The sequence below is a fragment of the Curtobacterium sp. MCBD17_028 genome (assembly GCF_003234875.1).
Lineage (GTDB): Bacteria > Actinomycetota > Actinomycetes > Actinomycetales > Microbacteriaceae > Curtobacterium.
Map to the genome: position 1 here is coordinate 295,367 of NZ_QKTQ01000002.1, position 20,581 is coordinate 315,947.

Annotated in this window: 18 protein-coding genes and 1 tRNA gene; 8 read left to right on the forward strand and 11 right to left on the reverse strand. The window is 73.4% G+C overall.

All coding sequences use genetic code 11. The annotated features are described in order from the left end of the window. Nucleotides 1–14: 14 nt before the first annotated feature. Nucleotides 15–710, forward strand: a complete 696-nt coding sequence (locus tag DEI86_RS03690) for an HAD family phosphatase (RefSeq protein ID WP_258370144.1) — start codon at nt 15–17, stop codon at nt 708–710. Here the strand turns inward: DEI86_RS03690 and prmC are convergent. From prmC to argS, 9 genes are all read right to left on the reverse strand, one after another. Beyond that, nucleotides 707–1,540 (reverse strand): peptide chain release factor N(5)-glutamine methyltransferase, encoded by an 834-nt coding sequence (prmC, locus tag DEI86_RS03695; RefSeq protein ID WP_181435107.1) that lies wholly within the window; start codon nt 1,538–1,540, stop codon nt 707–709. The genes DEI86_RS03690 and prmC overlap by 4 nt on opposite strands. Nucleotides 1,541–1,617: 77 nt before the next feature. Then, complete coding sequence (gene prfA / locus DEI86_RS03700; RefSeq protein ID WP_111009201.1) at nt 1,618–2,700, reverse strand: peptide chain release factor 1; 1,083 nt, start codon at nt 2,698–2,700, stop codon at nt 1,618–1,620. Nucleotides 2,701–2,703: 3 nt separating this feature from the next. Beyond that, entirely contained in the window at nt 2,704–5,028 is a 2,325-nt protein-coding gene (gene rho, locus DEI86_RS03705; RefSeq protein ID WP_111048838.1) for a transcription termination factor Rho, read from the reverse strand. Nucleotides 5,029–5,204: 176 nt separating this feature from the next. Then, entirely contained in the window at nt 5,205–6,233 is a 1,029-nt protein-coding gene (gene thrB, locus DEI86_RS03710) for a homoserine kinase (RefSeq protein WP_111025668.1), read from the reverse strand. Further along, nucleotides 6,230–7,312: a threonine synthase gene (gene thrC / locus DEI86_RS03715; protein WP_111048839.1), complete on the reverse strand. Its 1,083-nt coding sequence runs from the start codon at nt 7,310–7,312 to the stop codon at nt 6,230–6,232. The genes thrB and thrC overlap by 4 nt, the downstream gene beginning before the upstream one ends. Then, on the reverse strand, nt 7,312–8,643 hold the full coding sequence (locus DEI86_RS03720) for a homoserine dehydrogenase (protein WP_111009205.1): 1,332 nt from the start codon (nt 8,641–8,643) through the stop codon (nt 7,312–7,314). The genes thrC and DEI86_RS03720 overlap by 1 nt, the downstream gene beginning before the upstream one ends. Before the next feature lie 41 nt (nt 8,644–8,684). Next, on the reverse strand, nt 8,685–10,235 hold the full coding sequence (locus DEI86_RS03725) for an alanine racemase (RefSeq protein WP_111048840.1): 1,551 nt from the start codon (nt 10,233–10,235) through the stop codon (nt 8,685–8,687). A 117-nt stretch (nt 10,236–10,352) separates the two neighbouring features. Further along, a complete protein-coding gene (locus tag DEI86_RS03730; RefSeq protein WP_111048841.1) occupies nt 10,353–11,129 on the reverse strand; it encodes a hypothetical protein in 777 nt (258 codons plus the stop codon). 3 nt (nt 11,130–11,132) lie between these two features. Further along, complete coding sequence (gene argS / locus DEI86_RS03735) at nt 11,133–12,797, reverse strand: arginine--tRNA ligase (protein WP_111048842.1); 1,665 nt, start codon at nt 12,795–12,797, stop codon at nt 11,133–11,135. A 115-nt stretch (nt 12,798–12,912) separates the two neighbouring features. Between argS and DEI86_RS03740 the strand changes: the two genes are divergently transcribed. Both DEI86_RS03740 and DEI86_RS03745 read left to right on the forward strand, forming a co-directional pair. Next, a complete protein-coding gene (locus DEI86_RS03740) occupies nt 12,913–13,515 on the forward strand; it encodes a hypothetical protein (RefSeq protein ID WP_111035926.1) in 603 nt (200 codons plus the stop codon). Nucleotides 13,516–13,734: 219 nt separating this feature from the next. Beyond that, a tRNA-Arg gene (locus DEI86_RS03745) sits at nt 13,735–13,809 on the forward strand. A gap of 57 nt (nt 13,810–13,866) precedes the next feature. Here DEI86_RS03745 and DEI86_RS03750 read toward each other — a convergent pair. Beyond that, nucleotides 13,867–14,829 carry a zinc-binding alcohol dehydrogenase family protein gene (locus DEI86_RS03750; protein ID WP_258372349.1) on the reverse strand — a complete coding sequence of 321 codons (963 nt, stop codon included), beginning with the start codon at nt 14,827–14,829 and terminating at the stop codon, nt 13,867–13,869. A gap of 86 nt (nt 14,830–14,915) precedes the next feature. Here DEI86_RS03750 and DEI86_RS03755 point away from each other — a divergent pair, with 86 nt between their 5' ends. After that, complete coding sequence (locus DEI86_RS03755; RefSeq protein WP_111009210.1) at nt 14,916–15,386, forward strand: MarR family winged helix-turn-helix transcriptional regulator; 471 nt, start codon at nt 14,916–14,918, stop codon at nt 15,384–15,386. A gap of 9 nt (nt 15,387–15,395) precedes the next feature. Beyond that, entirely contained in the window at nt 15,396–16,418 is a 1,023-nt protein-coding gene (locus tag DEI86_RS03760; RefSeq protein WP_111013771.1) for a Gfo/Idh/MocA family protein, read from the forward strand. Between the two features lie 132 nt (nt 16,419–16,550). On the opposite strand, the gene DEI86_RS03765 is transcribed toward DEI86_RS03760, so the two are convergent. Next, a complete protein-coding gene (locus tag DEI86_RS03765) occupies nt 16,551–16,754 on the reverse strand; it encodes a hypothetical protein (RefSeq protein WP_111013770.1) in 204 nt (67 codons plus the stop codon). 245 nt (nt 16,755–16,999) lie between these two features. Here DEI86_RS03765 and DEI86_RS03770 point away from each other — a divergent pair, with 245 nt between their 5' ends. The 3 genes from DEI86_RS03770 (at nt 17,000) to DEI86_RS03780 (ending at nt 20,558) form a co-directional block, all read left to right on the forward strand. Beyond that, nucleotides 17,000–18,904: a YgcG family protein gene (locus tag DEI86_RS03770; protein WP_111048843.1), complete on the forward strand. Its 1,905-nt coding sequence runs from the start codon at nt 17,000–17,002 to the stop codon at nt 18,902–18,904. A 65-nt stretch (nt 18,905–18,969) separates the two neighbouring features. Next, nucleotides 18,970–19,683: a PspA/IM30 family protein gene (locus DEI86_RS03775; protein ID WP_111013768.1), complete on the forward strand. Its 714-nt coding sequence runs from the start codon at nt 18,970–18,972 to the stop codon at nt 19,681–19,683. A gap of 53 nt (nt 19,684–19,736) precedes the next feature. Further along, a complete protein-coding gene (locus tag DEI86_RS03780; protein WP_111048844.1) occupies nt 19,737–20,558 on the forward strand; it encodes an arginase family protein in 822 nt (273 codons plus the stop codon). Nucleotides 20,559–20,581: the final 23 nt, after the last annotated feature.

The window sequence follows — 20,581 nt, forward strand, 5'->3', positions numbered from 1 at the left end:
AGGATGGAGGCATCGTGGACCACCAACACCCTGTCTCCGGCGCGTCCTCGCACGCGACCGCCCCGGCACCGTCGCTCCTGTTCCTGTTCGACATGGACGACGTCCTCTACCGGTACGACTGGCGCACCCGCATGGCGGGCATGACGGCGCTCACCGGGCACGACCTCGACGAGCTGCGCCGACGGTGGTGGAACGACGAGGGTGAGTGGCGGGCCGAGGCAGGACACTGGCCGGACGGCGACTCGTACCTCGCGGCGCTCGAGACCGCGCTCGGGTGCCGCGTCCCCGAGCAGGAGTGGTCACGGATCCGCGGCTCGGCGATGACCCCGATCCCCCGCGCCCTCGACGCCGTCCGCACCGCCGCCCGGGCCGGGCGCGTCGCGCTGCTCACGAACAACGGCCCCCTCGCGGCCCGGCACATCGCGCGTTGGGCACCCGAACTCCCCGCGCTGTTCGGCGAGCACCTGAACACCTCGAGCGACTTCGGTGCCCGCAAGCCCGACCCCGAGGTCTTCCGCAGCGCCCTCCGTCACCACGGCGTGCCCGCCGTCCGCACGTTCTTCGCCGACGACCGGGTCGAGAACGTCGAGGGCGCGCGGCACGTCGGCATCACGGCCGTCCACGTCACGCCCGAGACGGACCTCGTCGCCGCCGTCGCCGCGTTCGTCGCCGGGCACGGCCGGTCGGGAGGCCCAGAGCAGCAGGACTAACGGGTCGCGGTGGTCGTGCGGTCCCGCCCGGTGAGGTCCTGGTGGGTCTCCGGACGCCGGAACCCCTCGGCAGCGAGCACGTCGCGCACCGCCGCCCCCTGGTGCTCCGCGTGTTCGACGACGAGTGCGCCGCCGGGCACGAGCAACCGGCGGGCCGTCCGGGCGAGCGCACGGACGGCGTCGAGACCGTCCGGGCCTCCGTAGAGCGCGACCGCCGGGTCGTGGTCCCGGACCTCGGGATCACGAGGCACGGCGTCGTCCGGCACGTAGGGCGGGTTCGACACGACGACGTGCACGGTCCCGTCGAGGTCGGGCACCGCGTCGGCGAGGTCGCCCTCGACGAGCCGGACCGCCCCGCCGTGGGCGTCGATGTTCCGGCGCGTCCAGGGCAGCGCCTCGGGTGACCGCTCGACGGCGACGACCCGGGCGGTCGGGACCTCGGTGGCGACCGCGAGGGCGATGGCGCCGCTCCCCGACCCGAGGTCGACCACGACGGGCTCCGCGACGGCCGTGGCCCGCGCCGCGTCGATCGCGAACTGCGCGACGGACTCGGTCTCCGGACGGGGCACGAACACCCCCGGGCCGACCGCGAGCGTCAGCGCACGGAAGTGGGCCTCGCCCGTGATGTGCTGCAGCGGTTCGCGGATCCGTCGGCGCGCCACGGCCAGCCGGAAGGCCGCGACGTGCGCCGGCTGGACGAGACCGCCGGTGACCGCGCGGGCGAGCACCGCCCCGCGCGACGTCGTGGTCGCCCACGCGAGCAGCAGCTCGGCGTCGACGTCCGGGGACGGCACACCGGCCGCGGCCAGCGCGGCAGCCGCTTCCCGCAGGAGGCGATCCGCCGCGAACGCGCCGTCGGCCTCGGTCGACTGCCGGACCTCCCCGTCGGAGCGCCCGCCCGGGGTGCTCACGCCGTCTGGTCCCCGATGTCGGCCAGGCGCGCCTCCTCGTCCATGCGGATGCAGGACTCGATCACGGGCTCGAGGGCGCCGTCCATGACCCGGTCGAGGTCGTACGACTTGTACCCGGTGCGGTGGTCCGCGATCCGGTTCTCGGGGAAGTTGTACGTCCGGATGCGCTCGGAGCGGTCCATGCCGCGGATCTGCGACCGACGGGCGTCGGAGGCCGCGGCGTCGAGTTCCTCCTGCTGCCGCGCGAGGATCCGCGCGCGGAGGACGCGCATGGCGGCCTCGCGGTTCTGCAGCTGCGACTTCTCGTTCTGCATCGACACGACGATGCCCGTCGGCAGGTGCGTGATGCGGACCGCGGAGTCCGTCGTGTTCACGGACTGACCGCCGGGGCCGGAGGACCGGTACACGTCGATCTTGAGGTCGTTCTGGTTGATCTCGACCTCTTCGGGCTCGTCGACCTCGGGGAACACGAGCACCCCGGTCGTCGACGTGTGGATGCGGCCCTGCGACTCGGTCGCCGGCACGCGCTGCACGCGGTGCACGCCGCCCTCGTACTTGAGGTGCGCCCAGACGCCCTGGGACGGGTCCGTCGCGTTCGACTTGATCGCCACCTGGACGTCCTTGAACCCACCGAGGTCGGACTCGGTGCGTTCGAGGAGCTCCGTCTTCCAGCCCTTGGACTCGGCGTAATGGGTGTACATGCGCAGGAGGTCGGCCGCGAACAGCGCGCTCTCGGCGCCGCCCTCGCCGCCCTTGATCTCCATGATGACGTCACGGCCGTCGTCCGGGTCGCGCGGGATGAGGAGCCGCCGCAGACGCTCCTGGGTCGCCTGCAGGTGCTCCTCGAGCGCGGGGACCTCCTCGGCGAACGCGTCGTCCTCGCGCGCGAGCTCGCGGGCGGCAGCGAGGTCCTCCCCCGCCGCCTCCCACGCCTCGTACGCCGACGTGATCTGGCTGAGCTCCGCGTATCGACGGTTGATCTTCTTGGCCCTGGCCGCGTCCGCGTGGACGGCGGGATCCGACAGCTGACGCGTCAGGTCCTCGTGTTCGGCCAGCAGCACCGCCACCGACTCGAACACCCGTTACTCCTGGTGGCCGTTGTGGCCGCTCGTCGCGGGCACCGACTTCTGGACCTGGACGAGGAACTCGACGTTCGACTGCGTCTCACGCAGGTTCCGCAGCACGATCTCGAGCGCCTGCTGCGGATCGAGACCGGCCAGCGCCCGACGGAGCCGCCAGGTGATCTTGACCTCGTCGTTCGAGAGCAGCATCTCCTCGCGACGCGTGCCCGACGCGTTCACGTCGACCGCAGGGAAGATCCGCTTGTCCGCCAGGTGGCGGTTCAGCCGGAGCTCCATGTTGCCGGTGCCCTTGAACTCCTCGAAGATCACCTCGTCCATCTTCGACCCCGTCTCGACGAGCGCGGTGGCGAGGATGGTGAGCGAGCCGCCGTTCTCGATGTTCCGTGCCGCGCCGAAGAACCGCTTGGGCGGGTACAGCGCCGACGAGTCGACACCGCCGGAGAGGATCCGGCCCGACGCCGGGGTCGCGAGGTTGTACGCGCGGCCGAGGCGGGTGATCGAGTCGAGCAGCACGACGACGTCGTGACCGAGCTCCACGAGCCGCTTCGCCCGCTCGATGGCGAGCTCGGCGACGGTCGTGTGGTCCTCGGCGGGACGGTCGAACGTCGAGGCGATGACCTCGCCCTTGACCGTGCGCTGCATGTCGGTGACCTCTTCGGGACGCTCGTCGACGAGCACGACCATGAGGTGGACCTCGGGGTTGTTCTTCGAGATGGCGTTCGCGATGGCCTGCAGCGCGACCGTCTTACCGGCCTTCGGCGGCGAGACGATGAGGCCGCGCTGGCCCTTGCCGATCGGCGACACGAGGTCGATGATCCGGGTCGAGAGCTTGCCCGGCTCGGTCTCGAGGCGCAGGCGCTCCTGCGGGTAGAGCGGGGTGAGGTCCCCGAACTCGACCCGCGCGGCGGCCTCGTCGACCGTCTGGCCGTTCACGGAGTCGACCTTGACGAGCGCGTTGTACTTCTGGCGGCCCTGGTGGTCGTTCTCGCGCGGCTGCTTGATCGCGCCCACGACGGCGTCGCCCTTGCGCAGGTGGTACTTCTTCACCTGTCCGAGGGACACGTACACGTCGCTCGGCCCGGCGAGGTACCCCGTGGTCCGCACGAAGGCGTAGTTGTCGAGGACGTCGAGGATGCCCGCGATCGGGATGAGGACGTCGTCCTCGGTGATCTCCGGCTCGAAGTCGTCGCCCTGACCGCCGCGCCCGCGCTTGCGGTCGCGCTGGCGTCGGGAGCGGGACTCCTCCTGCTGCTGCTCCTGCTGGCTGCCGCGACCGTTGCCGCCCTGGCCCTTGGCCTGGTCGCGCTGGCCGTTCTGCTGCCCCTGGTCACCCTGGGAACGGGCCTGCTCCTGCTGGCCCCGGCCCTGCTGCTGCTCGGCACCCCGGCCGGCACCGTTCGGGCCGCCACCGTTCTGGCCGCCACCGTTCTGGCCGGCCGCGTTCTGGCCGGCCGCGTTCTGGCCAGACGCGTTCTGGCCGGCGCCGTTCTGGCCCGCCGTCGCGGCGCCGTTCTGCGCGTCGGCGTTCTGGCCGCCACCGTTCTGGCCCTCTGCGCCGTTGCGGTCACGGTTGCGCCCACGACCACGGCTGCGGCGACCGCGGCGTTCGCCCTGCCCGTCACCCTGGCCGTCGGCCTGAGCGTCGGCGCCGGCCTGCTCGGACGGCTGGCGGTCGGTGCCCTGCGGCTCGGCCGGCGAGCCGGTGCCGCCCTGCTCGACGATGTCGGCGGTGTCGGCCTCCACCGCGGATCCGGCGTCGGCCGGGGCGGTCGTCGTCGGGGCCTCGGTCACAGCGGCCGGGTCCTGGCTGGTGGCACGGCGGCGACGCCGCGGCGTGCCCTCCTGCTGGGCGTCGCGCTCGGCGCGGACGGCGTCGAGTCCGGCGAGCAGGTCCTCGGTGCCGGTGTGGCCGGCGTTGGCGTGGGTGCCGGCGGGCGTGGGCTCGGTCGAGACCGTGCCGCCGCTCGTGGCTCGACGCGACCGCCCGCGACCGGTGGCGACGGCACCGGCCGGGGCGAGGTCGGCGCTGTCCGTGACCTCGGCGCCCGCGTCGTGGTGCTCGTGGCGGGCCGGCGCGGCGGTCTCGGAGACGGCGGCGGCCTCGCTGCCGGTGGCCGACTCGGGCTCGCCCGTCGGGTGCACCTCGGTCGGTGCCGACTCGGCGCGCTTGTCCTCGATCGCGGCGATGAGGTCGCCCTTGCGGAGCTTGGAGAGGCCGGCGATGCCGAGGCCGGCGGCGATGCGCTGGAGCTCCGGGAGGCGGAGTGCCCGCAGGTCGGCTGTGGTGTCCGCCGCGGAGCCCGCAGCGGTGGTGACGTCGGTCAAGATGGATTTCCTTTCGGACCGCAGAACGCGGAGAAATTCGCCGTCCCCCGCGCGGGTACGCCACGACCGCCGTTCAGACGACGATCGGGAGACGGCTTCTGAAAGAGATGGTTCCCGATGCACCGGGCCCTGGGGATCCGCAGGACGTCAGACGCGGGCGATCGGGTTGTTCGCGATCACTTCGAGACGGGTACGACGAGCGGCACATTCGCCCCTGGGGCCGGGTGCGGCACCACTGTAGCACCTCCGAGGTCGACGGCGAGCATGAGCGGCGTCCAGGACGTGTGCGCGTGTCGCGCCACGAGATCGGCCGCCCGGAGGCGCTGCGCCGGGTCGCTCCCGAGCACGAGGAGGCTCGGTCCGGCCCCGCTGACGACCGCCGCGAGCTCGTGCTCGCGGAGCATCCGGATCAGCCCGTCGGTCTCGGGCATGGCGCTCGCGCGGTAGCTCTGGTGGAGGCGGTCCTCCGTGGCCGCGAGCAGCAGCTCCGGGCTCTGGATGAGGGCGGCGACGAGCAACGCCGACCGCGACACGTTGAAGGCAGCGTCGGCATGGGGCACGGATGCGGGCTGGAGGCTCCTCGCCAGCTTGGTCGAGAGCGTCGACGTGGGGACGAACACCACCGGTGACACCCCGCGGTGCACGAGGAGGCGCTTGTACGCCGGCCCGTCGGGTGTCATCCACGCGATCGTGAGACCACCGAAGAGCGCCGGGGCGACGTTGTCCGGATGCCCCTCCATCTCGGTCGCGACGGCGAGCATCGTGGACGCGGAGAGCTCGGTGACGCCGTCGAGCAGGCCCCGCGCCGCCATGAGCCCGGCGACGATCGCGGCCGCCGACGAACCGAGCCCGCGACCGTGCGGGATCGCGTTCGTGGCGCGGAGTTCGAGTCCGGGCTGCTCGACGCCGGCTGCCGCGAACCCGTGACGGACCGCTCGCACGACCAGGTTCGTCTCGTCCTCCGGTACCTCGCCGGCGCCGACGCCCGACACCGACACGACGAGCCCCGGCTCGGGCAGCACCCGGACCGTGACCTCGTCGTACAACGACAGGGCGAGCCCGAGCGAGTCGAACCCGGGCCCGAGGTTCGCCGTGGTGGCGGGGACACGGACGACGACGGTCCGTCCGGCCGGTGCAGTTCGGAGACCGCCGCCGGACCCGGACGGCGTCTCCTGCCGATCGTGTCCGGGGCGGTCCGCGCTCACCGAGGCGCCCCGACCAGGCCGAGCACGTCCGCCACGGCCGCGGTGTCCACGGGCACGGTCGTCGGCGTGACGTGGGTGCCCTCGGGGCCGCGCAACGCCCACTGCGGGTCCTTGAGACCGTGGCCGGTCACGGTGAGGACGACCCGCGCGCCACGCGGGACCGCGCCGGCCTCGGCCTGCTGGAGCAGTCCGGCGACGCTGATGGCGGACGCCGGCTCCACGAACACGCCGACCTCGGCGGACAGGATCCGCTGCGCGGCGAGGATCGCGTCGTCCTCGATCGCGCCGAAGTGTCCGTCGGTCTCCTCGCGGGCCTCCAGCGCGAACTGCCAGGAGGCCGGGTTCCCGATCCGGATCGCGCTCGCGACGGTCTCCGGGTGCTTGACGACCTCACCACGGACGATCGGCGCGGCGCCTGCCGCCTGGAAACCGAACATGCGCGGCAGCCGGGTCGTCCGTCCGGCGGCCAGGTCCTCGCGGTAGCCGCGCGCGTAGGCGGTGTAGTTGCCCGCGTTGCCCACCGGCAGGAAGTGGAAGTCGGGCGCGTCCCCGAGGACGTCGACGATCTCGAACGCGGCGGTCTTCTGTCCCTCGATGCGGTCGTTGTTGACCGAGTTGACGAGGTGCACGAGGTAGTTCGCCGCGAGGTCCCGGGCGATGTCGAGGCAGTCGTCGAAGTTCCCCTGCACCTGCAGCAACTGCGCGTCGTGCGCGACGGCCTGGCTCAACTTGCCCATCGCGATCTTGCCCTCGGGCACGAGCACGGCGGCGGTGATGCCGGCATGTGCGGCGTACGCGGCGGCCGAGGCGCTCGTGTTGCCCGTCGAGGCGCAGATGACGGCCTCAGCGCCGTGCTCGACGGCCTTCGAGATGGCCATGGTCATCCCGCGGTCCTTGAAGGACCCGGTCGGGTTCATCCCCTCGAACTTGACGTACACGTCGGCGCCCGTCCGCTCCGACAGCGCGCGGGCCCGGATGAGCGGGGTGCCGCCCTCGCCGAGGCTCACGACGGGGGTCGCGTCCGTGACGTCGAGACGGTCGGCGTACTCGCGCAGGACACCCTGCCACTGGTGGGCCATCAGGCTCCCTCTACTCTCAGGACACTCGTGACCGCGGCCACGACGGGTTCGGCTCGGAGTGCCACCACGGTCGCCGCGAGGTCGTGCTCGCGGGCCCGGTGCGTGCCGATCACCAATGTAGCGGTGGCCCCGGGGGTGCCCGCGTCCGACGCCGGGGCAGCCCCGGCCACGGTCTGCTCGACGGTCTCGACGCTGACCGAGTGCCGCGCGAGGACCCCCGCCACGGTGGACAACACGCCAGGGGCGTCCGTGACGCGCATCGTGATCTGGTACCGGGTCGAGACGACGCCGATCGGGAACACCGGCAGGTTCGACTGCGTCGACTCCGCCACACCGGGTCCGCCGATCACGTGCCGCCGTGCCGCCGACACGAGGTCGCCGAGCACGGCCGACGCGGTCTCGACGCCGCCCGCGCCGGCCCCGTAGAACATGAGGTCGCCGGCGGCCTCGGCCTCGACGAAGACGGCGTTCTTCGGGCCGTGCACGGCTGCCAGGGGGTGCCCCTCGGGCACGAGCGCCGGGTACACGCGTGCGCTCACGCCCTCGCGGCCGTCCGCGTCGGTCAGGCGCTCGCACAGCGCGAGGATCTTGACCACGTAGCCGGCCTTGCGGGCCGCGCGGACCTGCTCGATCGTGACGCTGGTGATGCCCTCGCGGTGCACGGCGGCCAGCGGCACGGTGGTGTGGAAGGCCAGGGACGCCAGGATCGCGGCCTTCTGGGCCGCGTCGTAGCCCTCGACGTCCGCCGTGGGGTCGGCCTCCGCGTAGCCGAGCCGGGTGGCCGTGGCGAGGGCGTCCTCGAAGCTCTCGCCCTCGCGGTCCATCCGGTCGAGGATGAAGTTCGTCGTGCCGTTGACGATGCCCATGATGCGGTCGATGCGGTCCCCCGCGAGCGAGTCGTGCAGCGGCCGGATGATCGGGATCGCCCCCGCGACCGCCGCTTCGTAGTAGAGCTGTGCGCCCACCTGCTCGGCGGCCGTGAAGAGCTCGGGGCCGTGGGTCGCGAGCAACGCCTTGTTGCCGGTGACGACGTCGGCGCCGGAACCGAGCGCCTGCAGCACGAGGGTCCGGGCCGGTTCGATGCCGCCGATGAGCTCGACGACGATGTCCGCGCCGAGGATGAGCGACTCGGCGTCCGTCGTGTACAGCGACCGCGGCAGGTCGACGTCACGGGGCGCGTCCACGTCGCGGACCGCGATCCCGACGAGTTCGAGCCCCGCTCCCGCCCGTGACGCGAGCTCGTCGCCGTGCTCGAGCAGGAGTCGCGCCACCTGGGCGCCGACGGAGCCGGCCCCGAGGAGCGCGACGCGGACGTTGCGGTATTCGATCATGGGGGTTCGTGTACCTCGTGCGGGTCGGGCGCGGACGGTGGTCAGGATGCGTCGCCGCGGACGCCGTGGGCGGTCGGGCCGCCGAAGGCGCCGCCGCTCGGGACGAGGCCGGCGTCGCGGGCGAGCAGGTCGTCGACCGTTTCGCCCCGCACGAGGATACGGGCGACGCCGTCGGCCACCGCCACCACCGCCGGGCGCGCCACGTGGTTGTAGTTGCTCGAGAGGCTCCAGCAGTAGGCGCCGGTCGCCGCCACCGCGAGCAGGTCACCCCGGTGGACGTCACCCGGCAGGTAGTCGTCCCGCACCACGACGTCGCCGCTCTCGCAGTGCTTGCCGACGACGCGCACGAGGACCGGGGCGGCGTCGGAGGTGCGGGCGAGCCGGGCCGTGTAGTCCGCGTCGTAGAGCGCGGGCCGCGCGTTGTCGCTCATGCCCCCGTCGACGCTCACGTACGTCCGGACGGCGGTCGGTCCGAGGGGACGGTGCTCGGCGGTCTCAACCGGCCCGTGCGGCGCCTCCTCGGCACGCACCGGGTCCTCCGCTCCGGACCCGTCGCCCGGTGCAGCGGTCGAGGCGTCGAGTGCGAGTTCGACGGGCTTGACGGTACCGACGCGGTAGAGCGTGATGCCGGGCGGCCCGACGATGTACCGCCCGGGTTCGACGGCGACGACCGGCACGGGGACGTCCCGTGCCGCGCAGGCGTCCGCGATGATCCGTGCGAGGGCCTCGGCGATGTCCTCCGGCTCGAACGCCCGGTCCGACTCCGTGTAGTCGATGCCCCAGCCACCACCGAGGTTGAGCTCCGGCACGGGCCCCTCGGCGGCGAGGGCGGCGTGGACCTCGACGAGGCGACGGGCGGCCTCGCGGAACCCGCCCTCGTCGAAGATCTGCGACCCGATGTGCGAGTGGAGCCCGACGAACGCCAACGCCGGCTCCGCCCGGACCGCCCGGCCCGCGGCCACCGCCTCGGTCAGGGGGATGCCGAACTTCTGGTCCTCGCGAGCGGTGGCGAGGTACTCGTGCGTCGAGGCGTGTACGCCGCTGTTGATCCGGATGCGGACGCGCTGGACCGCTCCTGCGCGCTCGGCGATCCGCGCGACGCGGCCGATCTCCTCGACGCTGTCGAGCACGATCGTGCCGAGTCCGACCTCGACGGCACGCTCGATCTCGGCGTCGGACTTGTCGTTGCCGTGGAACCCGAGCCGTCCGGGATCGACGCCGCCCGCGAGCGCCACGGCGAGCTCACCGCCCGTGCAGACGTCCACGCGGAGGCCGGCTTCGGCCATCCACGCGGCGACCTGGGTCGTCAGGAAGGCCTTCCCGGCGTAGTAGACGTGCGCCGTCGAACCCACGCGGGCGAAGGCGTCCTCGAACGCGTCACGCACGCGCGCCGCCCGGGCGCGGACGTCGGAGGCGTCGACGACGTACAGCGGGGAACCGTGGCGCGCCACGAGATCGGACGCGGTGACCCCGCCGACGACGAGGTCACCGTCGTCCGTCCGTGTCGCCGAGGCCGGCCAGATGCGGGCGACCAGGGCGTTCGGGTCGTCGGGGACGGACAGACGTGCGGGGGCGAGGGGGTTGCCGGTCACGGGGGCCTTCCGGGGTGGTACGGGGCCCGGGACCACCGGGCCGGTCCAGCCTACCGAGCCGCGGCGGGCCTCCCGGCCGGGTGGACGCGAGGCGTCACGACGGGCCGATCCGTGGGATCAGGAGCACGACCCGGTCGTGCGGAGCGCGTCGTCCGACAGCGGCACGTGCGCGGCGTCGATGCGGATCGTGGCGGCCGAGGCCGTGATCGCGATCGACCGCAGACGCAGCGCGGCCGGGAGGTACCGGGCCGTGCACACGTCGACCGGCGTCCCGGAGACGCCGGGGATGCGGCCGCCGACGTCGATGCCGAGCGCGCTGTTCGTGACGCGCACCTGGTGTGGGGTGATCGTCACGCCCCGTCCGCTCGCCGCTGCGGCGACCGCGGCCGTGACCTGGTACCGGATGTCGGTGCCCAGGAAGCGGGTGCGCCCGGCGTACGCGACGCCGCCGTCGCGGAGACGGACGTCCCCCGCCACCTGGTCGAGCACGCCGGCCTGCCGCACCGCGGACGCGGTGAGACGCACCGTGCCGTCGGCGCGACCCGTCCGTCCCGTCCCCCGCACCGGCACGTCGTGCACCGTGGCGTCGACCGCGAGCGGGACGCCGCGCACGGTCAGGTCGTGCGTCATGATGTCGACGTCGTCGAGTCGCCCGGCGACGAGCTGCGGGATGACCACGCCGTGCGCGTCGGCGACGACGTGGCCGGCCGTGCCGGACGGGAGGGACGACTCGATCCGGTCGGCGATCGTCCGGTCGACGACGTGCCGCAGGACGAGCTCGGCGACGACCGCCAGGACGGCGAGGACCAGCACGAGGACGACCAGGACGACGACGCCGCGGCGCCCGCGGCGCCGGCCCCGAGCGCCGCCGGCGGTCGCCGTCGCTGCCGACACGCGCTACATCCGCTCGGGTGCGGTGACCCCGAGCATCGTCAGGCCGTTGCGGACGACCTGCCCCGTGGCGTCGTTGAGCCAGAGGCGCGTCCGGTGCAGGTCCGTCACGGGTTCGTCGCCGAGCGGCGTCACGCGGCAGGCGTCGTACCAGCGGTGGTACAGACCGGCCAGCTGCTCGACGTACCGGGCGACGCGGTGCGGCTCCCGGAGTTCCGCCGCCTGGCGCACGACGCGCGGGAACTCGGCGAGCGCGCCGAGCAGTGCGCTCTCGGTCTCGTGGGTGAGCAGCGAGCCGTCGAAGACCGACCGGTCCACGCCGCTCGCCCCGGCGTTGCGGTCCACAGCGCACGTCCGGGCGTGCGCGTACTGGACGTAGAACACCGGGTTGTCGTTCGTGCGCTTGACGAGGAGGTCGAGGTCGATGTCGATCGCCGTGTCGGATGCGAAGCGGACGAGGGCGTACCGGGCGGCGTCGACGCCGACCGCGTCGACGAGGTCCTCCATCGTGACGACGTTGCCGGCCCGCTTCGACATGCGCACGGGCTCGCCGTCCTTGAGCAGGTTGACGAGCTGGCCGATGAGGATCTCGAGGTTGACGCCGGGTTCGTCGCCGAAGGCGGCGCACATCGCCATCATCCGGCCGATGTAGCCGTGGTGGTCGGCGCCGAGCATGATGAGGTTCCGCTCGAACCCGCGTTCGCGCTTGTCGAGGTAGTACGCGATGTCGCCCGCGATGTACGCGGGCTCGCCGTCGGACTTGATCACGACGCGGTCGCGGTCGTCACCGAACGTGGTCGTGCGGAGCCACAGGGCGCCGTCTGCCTCGTACATGTGCCCGAGCTCGCGGAGGCGGGCGATGGCGCGCTCGACGGCCTTCGACTCGTGCAGCGAGTTCTCGTGGAAGTAGACGTCGAAGTCGACGCCGAAGTCGTGCAGGGACGCCTTGATGTCGGCGAACATGAACTCGACGCCCTCGCGCCGGAAGAGCTCCTGCGCCTCGTCCCGCGGGAGGTCGGCGACGTCGCCGTCGAAGGTGGCGAGGACCCGGGCGGCGATCTCGGTGATGTAGGCACCGCCGTAGCCGTCCTCGGGGGTGGGTTCGCCGAGGGCGCTCGCGATCAGGCTGCGGGCGAAGCGGTCGATCTGGCCGCCGTGGTCGTTGAAGTAGTACTCACGGGTGACGAGCCCGCCCTGCGCCGTGAACACGCGCGCGAGGCTGTCGCCGACCGCGGCCCAGCGGACGCCGCCCATGTGGATCGGGCCGGTCGGGTTCGCGGAGACGAACTCGAGGTCGATCCGGACGCCGTCGTAGAGGTCGCCGCGCCCGAACGCACCGCCCTCCTCGACGATGGTCCGCGCGATCGCTCCGGCGGCGGCGGCCTCGAGCGTGATGTTGATGAAGCCGGGACCGGCGACGTCCACCGCGTCGACGCCGTCGAGCTCGGTGAGCTCCCCGGCGATCTCGGTGGCCAGCTCACGCGGGTTCGTCCCGAGGCGCTTGGCGAGCTGCATGGCTGCGTTCGAGGACCAGTCCCCGTGTGCCCGGTTGCGGGGGCGTTCGAGGGCCGCGTGGGACTCCCCCACCACGACGGTGTCGGCGGCGCCCCGTCGCTCGACGATCCCGGCGAGGATCGACAGGTACGCGGCGGAGAGTTCGGCTGGGGTCACGGCGGTCGAGTCTACCGGGGCGTCGTCGCACGGTCCGCGCCGCGGCGACGGCTCGTGCGCGCCGCGCTGCGAGCGGGGTTCGCGCGTCGGGGACGGGGTGCGTCATCATGGTCGGATGACCTCCCGCACCCTCGTCCGGGCGATCACCACGGTCGCGATCGCCGCTGCGAGCGTGCTCGCCGTCAGCGGGTGCACCGGTGGCCACGCGTCCTCCGCCGGACGGAGCGGGACGACGTCCTCCTCGACACCCCCGGCGCCGATCGGCACCCGCGTCGACGTCCCCTGCGCGGCCCTGGTGCCCGAGCAGGTGCTCGCCACGTACGGCCGGACCTTCACGCTGGACACGGACGCGACACCGGCGCACGGCAGCACGGCGGCCGGCATCGCGGCCGAGCGCGGGGACGTCTGCACCTGGCGGGACGCCAGCGGCGGCGCTCGTCTGACGCTGGCGGTCGCCTCGCTGCCGGAGTCGACCCTGACGAAGCTCAAGGACACCCTGTACGAGGACAGCAACAGCGTGCCGACGTACACCGTCGAGGGCTACTTCGAGGCGCGGAAGGGCATCGGGCGGGCCGATGCGTTCACGGATCCGTACTGGATCCACGTGGAGTCGACGGTGTTCGGTGAGCCGGGCGACGCGCAGCCGGTCGTCGACGCGGTCCGCGCGGTCCTCTCGTCCGCCACGGCGAGCGCGTCCGCGACGCCGCAGGCCGGGTAGCGCGGTTCAGAGGCCGATGTGACACGTGCCCTCCGGGGCCGGGCAGGGGACAGTCCGTCGACCGCCTCGTGGCACGCAGCGGTGGCCCGGCCCCGGCGCTGACGTCGACGACGGCGAGCAGCGGGCGACGGATCGGAGCGGGTCGTCCATCCGCTGCCCGGGCACCGTCACCGGTGTCCGGGAGCGGTCGTGGGACCTGCTACGGTGGGAGCACCCCGGGCCCCCATAGCTCAGGGGATAGAGCACTGCCCTCCGGAGGCAGGGGCGGAGGTTCGAATCCTCCTGGGGGCACCATCGGTCGCTCAGGGCCGTCCGTCGCTAGGCCGTCCGTCGCTCAGGGCCGTCCGTCGTTCACGGCACGACCACGATCCGCTGCCCCGGCTCCTCGTCCCGACCCCACGCCTGCTCGATCTCGCCGAGCGCGACGGGAACGGGCTCGACCACGATGCCGCCCGCGTCGATCTCCGCGACGAGGGACGGCAGCTCGGCCAGGTAGCCCGCCGGCGAGACGGCACCCTGCCCGTTGCCGAGCAGCCGGAGGTCTGCGCCGCGGAGCACGGCCGACGGCAGCGTGATGTCGGGACCGGCCACGGACCCGATCTGGATCCAGTGGAGCGCGGCGCTCCGGTCCCTCCTGGCGGTGAGGACGGCGCGGATCGCCTGTTCGGTCGGCGCGCCCCAGAGGTAGTCGAGCACGATGTCGACGTCGGCGGCCGCCGCACCGAGCGCGGCGTCGGCGGCCGGTACCCCGAGCTGCACGAGGCTGTCGGCGCCGACCTCGGCGAGGGCGTCGAGGCGCCGCCGGTCCCGACCCGCCGCGACGACCCGCCCCGCGCCGAGGTGCTTCGCGATGCGGACCGCCATGGAGCCCGCGCTGCCGGTGGCGCCGAGCACGAGCACGGACTGTCCCGGGCGGACGGGGACGCGGCGGCGGAGCGCGACCCACGACGACATCGCGGGGTTCATGGTGGCGGCGACGCGGAGCGGGTCGATGCCGTCCGGCAGGACGACGGAGCGACGACGGTCGACGACGGCTCGCTCGGCCATCGTCCCGATCACGTCGTCGTCCGCGACGAAGTACACGAGCGCCCCGTCCGCGCGCCGTCCGACGGCGTCGACGCCGGGGACCATCGGCAGGACGCCGGTGCTCGTGTAGTGGGCACCCGCCGCACCCGAGCGGGTGCGCGGATGGAGGCCGACGGCGACCACGTCGACGAGTTCCTCGTGGCCGGAGCGCGGTTCGGGGACCGGGACCGCACCGCTCCGGGGTGGCTCGCCGAACGCGGTGACGACAGCGGCGTGCATGGTGGGCATCGGTTCCTCCTCGCGCCACACCAATTTGGTACGTGGCACAAACCAGTTTAGTTGGTGCCACGTACCACCACAAGTACGATGTCCGTGTGACCACTGCTCCGGACCCCGACCTCGGGATCGTCGACGCACTCGCACAGCTGTCGTTCCTCGTCCAGAACACGCTCGCCCGCACCGCGGACGCCGACGACCTGTCGCTCGTGCAGACCCGCCTGCTCGGCGTGCTCCGCGACCGGGAACCGGGCATGCGAGAACTCGCGGCCCTGCTCGACCTCGACAAGTCGAGCGTGACCGGACTCGTCGACCGAGCGGAGCGGCGCGGCCTGGTCCAGCGCGTGCCGTCCCGGGAGGACCGACGCATGGCCCACGTGCGACTCACCACCGCCGGACGCGACGTCGTGGACCGCGTCACGGCCGCCTTCGGTCGGGAGGTCGAGGACATCGTCGCTCCGCTCGGACGGGACGACCGCGACGTACTCCGAACGCTCGCCACCCGGGTGCTCGCCGCTCGGGCGGAGACGACCGGCGTCGAGCTGGTGCCGACCGCACCGCGTCCCTAGGCTCGGCATGTGTTCACGTTCCCCGAGCCCGACGTCCCTCCGCTCCGCGGTGGCCCCGCCCTCCGGTGGGGCGTGATCGGGCCCGGGGAGATCGCGAACGACTTCACCGCCGCCCTGCACGCGGCCACCGACCAGCGCGTCGTCGCCGTCGGATCACGATCGCGTGACCGGGCTGCGGCCTTCGCCGACCGGCACGGCGTGCCCCGGGCCCACACCTCGTACGAGGACCTCGTCGGCGACCCCGAGGTCGACGTCGTCTACGTGGCGACCCCGCACGTGCACCACGCCGAACAGGCACTCCTCGCGATCCGCGCCGGCAAGCACGTGCTCGTCGAGAAGCCGTTCACGACCTCCGCCGCAGACGCCGTCCGGGTCGCGGACGCCGCACGAGCGGCAGGGGTGCTCGCGATGGAGGCGATGTGGACGCGGTACCTGCCGCAGTCGGCCGTCCTCCGGGCCTGCATCGACCGTGGCGACCTCGGCGAGGTCCACCTCGCGCTCGTCGACGTCGGCTGGCCGCACGACCTCGGCGGCCTCGACCGCATCACGGACCCGGCGCTCGGCGGCGGCGCGCTGCTCGACGCGGGCGTGTACGGCCTGTGGTTCGCACAGTTCGCGACGGGGGCACCGGTGCGCATCGACGCGACGGGACGGACCAGCCGAAGCGGGGTGGACCTCCAGTCCGTCGCCGTGCTGACCGGCGCGACCGGCGCTCAAGCGTCGGTGACGACCACCATGCTCGCCTCGACCGACGGGCTCCCGACCATCGCGGGCACCGAGGGCACGGTCCGGTTCACCGAGCACTTCGTGTTCCCGGCCGCGTTCACGCTCCGCCTCGGGGACACCGTGCACGCCTGGCGCGACCGCTCGGGCCTCCGCGGCCGGCAGGGACTCGTCTGGCAGGCCGTCGCCCTGGCGGCGTGGGCCACCGAGGGCCGCACGGACTCCCCCGTCCACTCACTCGACGACTCGATCACGCTCATGCGCACACTCGACGAGGTCCGACGACAGGTCGCGCTCGCGCGCACGTGATCCCGCCGCGCGCCACACCGTCGCCCGCGCCGATGCCCCTGACGACGGGCCCGGGCGGCGTCGGCCCACCACCGCACGAAGCGGGGCGGGCCGACGACGACGGGGCCGCTGATCAGGCGTGGGTCAGCCCGATCAGGCGTGGGTCAGGGCGATGAGCGCGACGTTCATGGTGGAGTACATCCCCTCGGACCGCGTCGCCTGACGCACCCGTCCTCGGAGGACCTCGTACCGCCCGTCGCGCTCGCGCACGAACCCGATGACACCGCTCGCCGGTGTCGACACCCGGTGGAACCCGTCCTCGAGGGGGACGACTTCTGTCCTGGTCGCTCGCTCCATTGCCCGCTCCCTTCGTCGCCGATGCCGGTCCATGCTACTCCCAACTCGGGGGACATGGACGCCGGACCCGGAGGTCCTGCCCGGGACCCGCGGGAGGAGCGACGCGCCCCGACGGGGTACGAACGCCACCCCGCGCGGACGCGGTCCACCGACCGCCCGGCGACACGGCCACCCAGCGGTGCGGCTCGCTAGACTCCGGGGTCCCAGGGTCCTGCGGCCCACCGCCCGCGGCACGAGGAGGACGGATGCGCGGAACCCGCGACGGCAGCACACGACGAGGACGACACCCGTACGCTCGTCGGGCCGCCGGGCTCGTCACCGTGCTGCTCGCGGCGCTCACCGTCCTCGGGCCGGCCGCCGGCGCATCGGCCACCGCACCGGTCGACCTCGACGGCGCCTACGTCGTCGACGACGCGAACGCCCTGAGCACCGCCCAGGAGCACCGGGTCCGGAAAGCGCTCGACGACCTCTACGACCAGACCCACACCCGGCTGTTCGTGGTCTACGTGCCGCGGTTCACGGACCCGTCCGACCAGGCGGCGTGGGGACGCGCGACGCTCGAACGGAACCAGCTCGACACCGACAGCGTGCTGCTCTCCGTCGCGGTCGACGATCGCGTGTACAACGTCACGCAGTCGGACACGTCCACGACCCTCTCGAAGGACGACGTCCGGACGGCCACCGACGACGACCTCGTCCCGAGACTGCGCGCCGACGACTGGGACGGCGCCGCGACCGCGTTCGCGCAGGGACTGGCGGCCACCCAGGCACCGCCCGACCTGACGTGGCTCTGGGTCGTGCTCGCGGTGGTCGTGGCCGGTCTCGTCGTCCTCGTGCTCGTCATCCGGGCCCGGAACCACCGCCGCGCTGCCCGTGCCGCCGCTGCCGAGGCCGCGGACCTCGCCGCCCTCGAGCGTCGTGCCGGTGTGGCCCTCGTCACCATCGACGACGAGATCCGCAGCGCCGACCAAGAGGTCGGGTTCGCCGTCGCACAGTTCGGCACCGACGCCGCCGCACCGTTCACCGCAGCACTCGACCGCGCCCGACGCGCGGTGCGCGAGGCCTTCACGCTCCGCCAGCAGCTCGACGACGAGGTGCCGGACTCCCCCGCCGACCGTGCCGCGTGGTCGCGGCGCATCGTCGAGATCTGCTCCCGCGTGCACGGGGAGCTCGCCGAGCAGACGGCGGCGTTCGACGCGCTGCGCGCACTGGAGGACGGCGTCGAGGCGAACGCGGCCCAGGTGACCGCCGCGCTGCCCACGGCGAGACGGCAGGTCGCCGACGCGGACGCCACGCTCACCACGCTGCGCGGCCGGTGGACCGGACGCACCATCGCGACGGTCGACGGCAACGTCGACCAAGCACGCGACGTCCTCGCGTACGCCGACGAGCGCGCACGCGCCGCGACGGACGCCATCGCGAGCGGCGACCGTGGTCAGGCGGTGATCGCCGTCCGCGACGCGCAGCACGCCCTCGCCCAGGTCGCCCAGCTCGCCGGGGCCGTCGCGAGCGCACCTCGGACCTTCGACGAGACCGCCGGTCGTGTCGAGGCCCTCCGTGCCGATGTCGAGGCCGACGTCGCAGCCGGTCGATCGCTCCGCGACCCCGGTCCGGACGTCACGACCGCCGTCGCGCGCGCCGCGACCGTGCTCCGCCAAGACCTCGACCCCCGCGATCCGATCAGTGCGCTCGACCGCCTCACGCAGGTCAACGCCGCCATCGACACCGCACTCGCTGCCGCCCGGTCGCGCGAGGAACGCCGCCAGCGGGCCGCGGCCGCGCTCGACGCCGCACTCCGTGACGCCCGGGCCCGGATCGACCAGGCACGGGACTTCATCTCGATGCGGCGTGGCGGCATCGGGCCCCGCGCCCGGACCCGCCTGTCCGAGGCCGAGCGCGCCTTCGACGACGCCGTGCGCGCCGCCACCTCCGACCCCGACACGGCGATCCGCGCAGCGCGCGCCGCCGAGCAGTACGCCGCCGCGGCGATGGACGAGGCCGACCAGGACATGGGCGGTTGGCCGGGCGGCGGCGGCTCGAACGGCGCGCAGCTCGGCGGGCTCGTGACCGGTCTCGTGCTCGGCGGCATGTTCGGCGGTCGCGGCGGGGGCGGGAACGGCGGCGGCTTCTCCGGCGGCGGCCGGTTCTGATGACCAACCGGACGCACGGGCGTTCCGGGACCAGTGACGACACCACCACCAGAAAGGACACGACCATGGCGAAGCAGACCATCTTCGGACGGATCGCGCAGCTCGCGAAGGCGAACATCAACGCGATCATCGACAACGCGGAGGACCCCAAGCTGGCGCTCGACCAGCTCGTCCGCGACTTCACGAACAACATCGCCGACGCCGAGAGTGCGATCGCCCAGACGATCGGGAACCTCCGTCTCCTCGAGCAGGACCACGCGGAGGACGTCGCCGCCGCCGCCGACTGGGGCCAGAAGGCAGCGAGCGCGAGTGCCGCAGCGGACCGCTACCGCGCCGAGGGCAAGACCGCGGACGCCGACAAGTTCGACGACCTGGCCAAGATCGCGCTCGGTCGGCAGATCAGGAGCGAGCAGGAGGCGAAGGACGCCGAACCGCAGATCGCCGCGCAGACGGAGGTCGTCGATCGGCTCAAGTCCGGACTCGAGCAGCTCAAGCAGAAGCTGGTCGACCTCAAGGCGAAGCGCGACCAGCTCGTCGCGCGGCAGAAGACCGCCGAGGCGCAGTCGCGCGTGAACGAGGCCATCGGCAGCATCGACGTCATGGACCCGACGAGCGATCTCGCCCGGTTCGAGGACAAGATCCGCCGCGAGGAGGCCCGGGTGCTCGGGCAGCAGGAACTCCAGGCCTCGAGCCTCGACGCGCAGTTCCAGAGCCTCGACGACCTCGGCAAGGACGCCGAGGTCGAGGCGCGACTGGCGGCCCTGAAGAACGGACACTGAGCCGCACCGCCCCGCTCGGCGACGACGCCGGACCGAACTGACAGGATGGGGACGTGCAGTTCCTCGTGGTCGGTCAGTGGCAGGGTTCGGCGTCGTCCCGCGCGATGCGACTCGCCGACGGCGCGAGCGCGATCGCCGCGGACCTCCCCCGGTCGGCCACCACGACCGTTCCGGTCCCGGCGGGCGCCGGCGACCGGCTCGAGACGGCCGTCGCCCGCTACACCGCGGTCCGCTCCGTCGCCGAGGCGGTGAGCGAAGAGGTCCGGGTGGCCACCGAGCCGGTCCTCACGATCGGTGGGGACGGCGCCGTGGTGCTCGGCGCGACCGCCGTGTGCACGCCGACCACCGCCCTGGTCCGCCTGTCCGGGTCGAGCGGGTTCCGGCCCCTGAACCGCGCGCAGCCCGTCGCCGCCGAGACCGCCGCGGTCCGCCTGCTGGTCGACCGCCCCGACGACCTGTTCCCGGAGGCGGTGACGTTCGCCGCGCCGATGGTCGTCATCGCGGGTACCCGCGGCCTCGACGACGTCGAACGTGCGGCGCTCGCCCGTGCCGACGTGCGCGCCCTCGACGCGGACGACACCGACACGGCCTCCCTCCGCGCGGCTGTCGTGGCCACCGGGGCCGACAGCGTCTTCGTGCACGTCGACCTCGACGTCCTCGACCCGTCCGAGGTGGACGGCCTGCTCGAACCCGTGCCGTTCGGTCTGGGCGGGGGGACGCTCGTCGACCTCATCGCCGCCGCGACGGACGGCCGACGCCTCGTGGGCGCCGCATTGACCGGCTTCGCGCCGGTGGATCCCGACCGGGCCGTCGACGACCTCGGTGTGATCCTCCGGGTCGTCGGGGCGTTGTCCGCCGCCGCACGCATCTCCTGACCCGTCCGCACCAGCCGGGAGCC

Excerpts from the sequence above, each read along its gene's own strand:
- thrC (WP_111048839.1), bottom strand. The coding sequence starts at position 7,312 with ATGGCCCACCAGTGGCAGGGTGTCCTGCGCGAGTACGCCGACCGTCTC.
- DEI86_RS03720 (WP_111009205.1), bottom strand. The coding sequence starts at position 8,643 with ATGATCGAATACCGCAACGTCCGCGTCGCGCTCCTCGGGGCCGGCTCC.
- DEI86_RS03740 (WP_111035926.1), top strand. The coding sequence starts at position 12,913 with ATGACCTCCCGCACCCTCGTCCGGGCGATCACCACGGTCGCGATCGCC.
- DEI86_RS03750 (WP_258372349.1), bottom strand. The coding sequence starts at position 14,829 with ATGCCCACCATGCACGCCGCTGTCGTCACCGCGTTCGGCGAGCCACCC.
- DEI86_RS03765 (WP_111013770.1), bottom strand. The coding sequence starts at position 16,754 with ATGGAGCGAGCGACCAGGACAGAAGTCGTCCCCCTCGAGGACGGGTTC.
- DEI86_RS03770 (WP_111048843.1), top strand. The coding sequence starts at position 17,000 with ATGCGCGGAACCCGCGACGGCAGCACACGACGAGGACGACACCCGTAC.
- DEI86_RS03775 (WP_111013768.1), top strand. The coding sequence starts at position 18,970 with ATGGCGAAGCAGACCATCTTCGGACGGATCGCGCAGCTCGCGAAGGCG.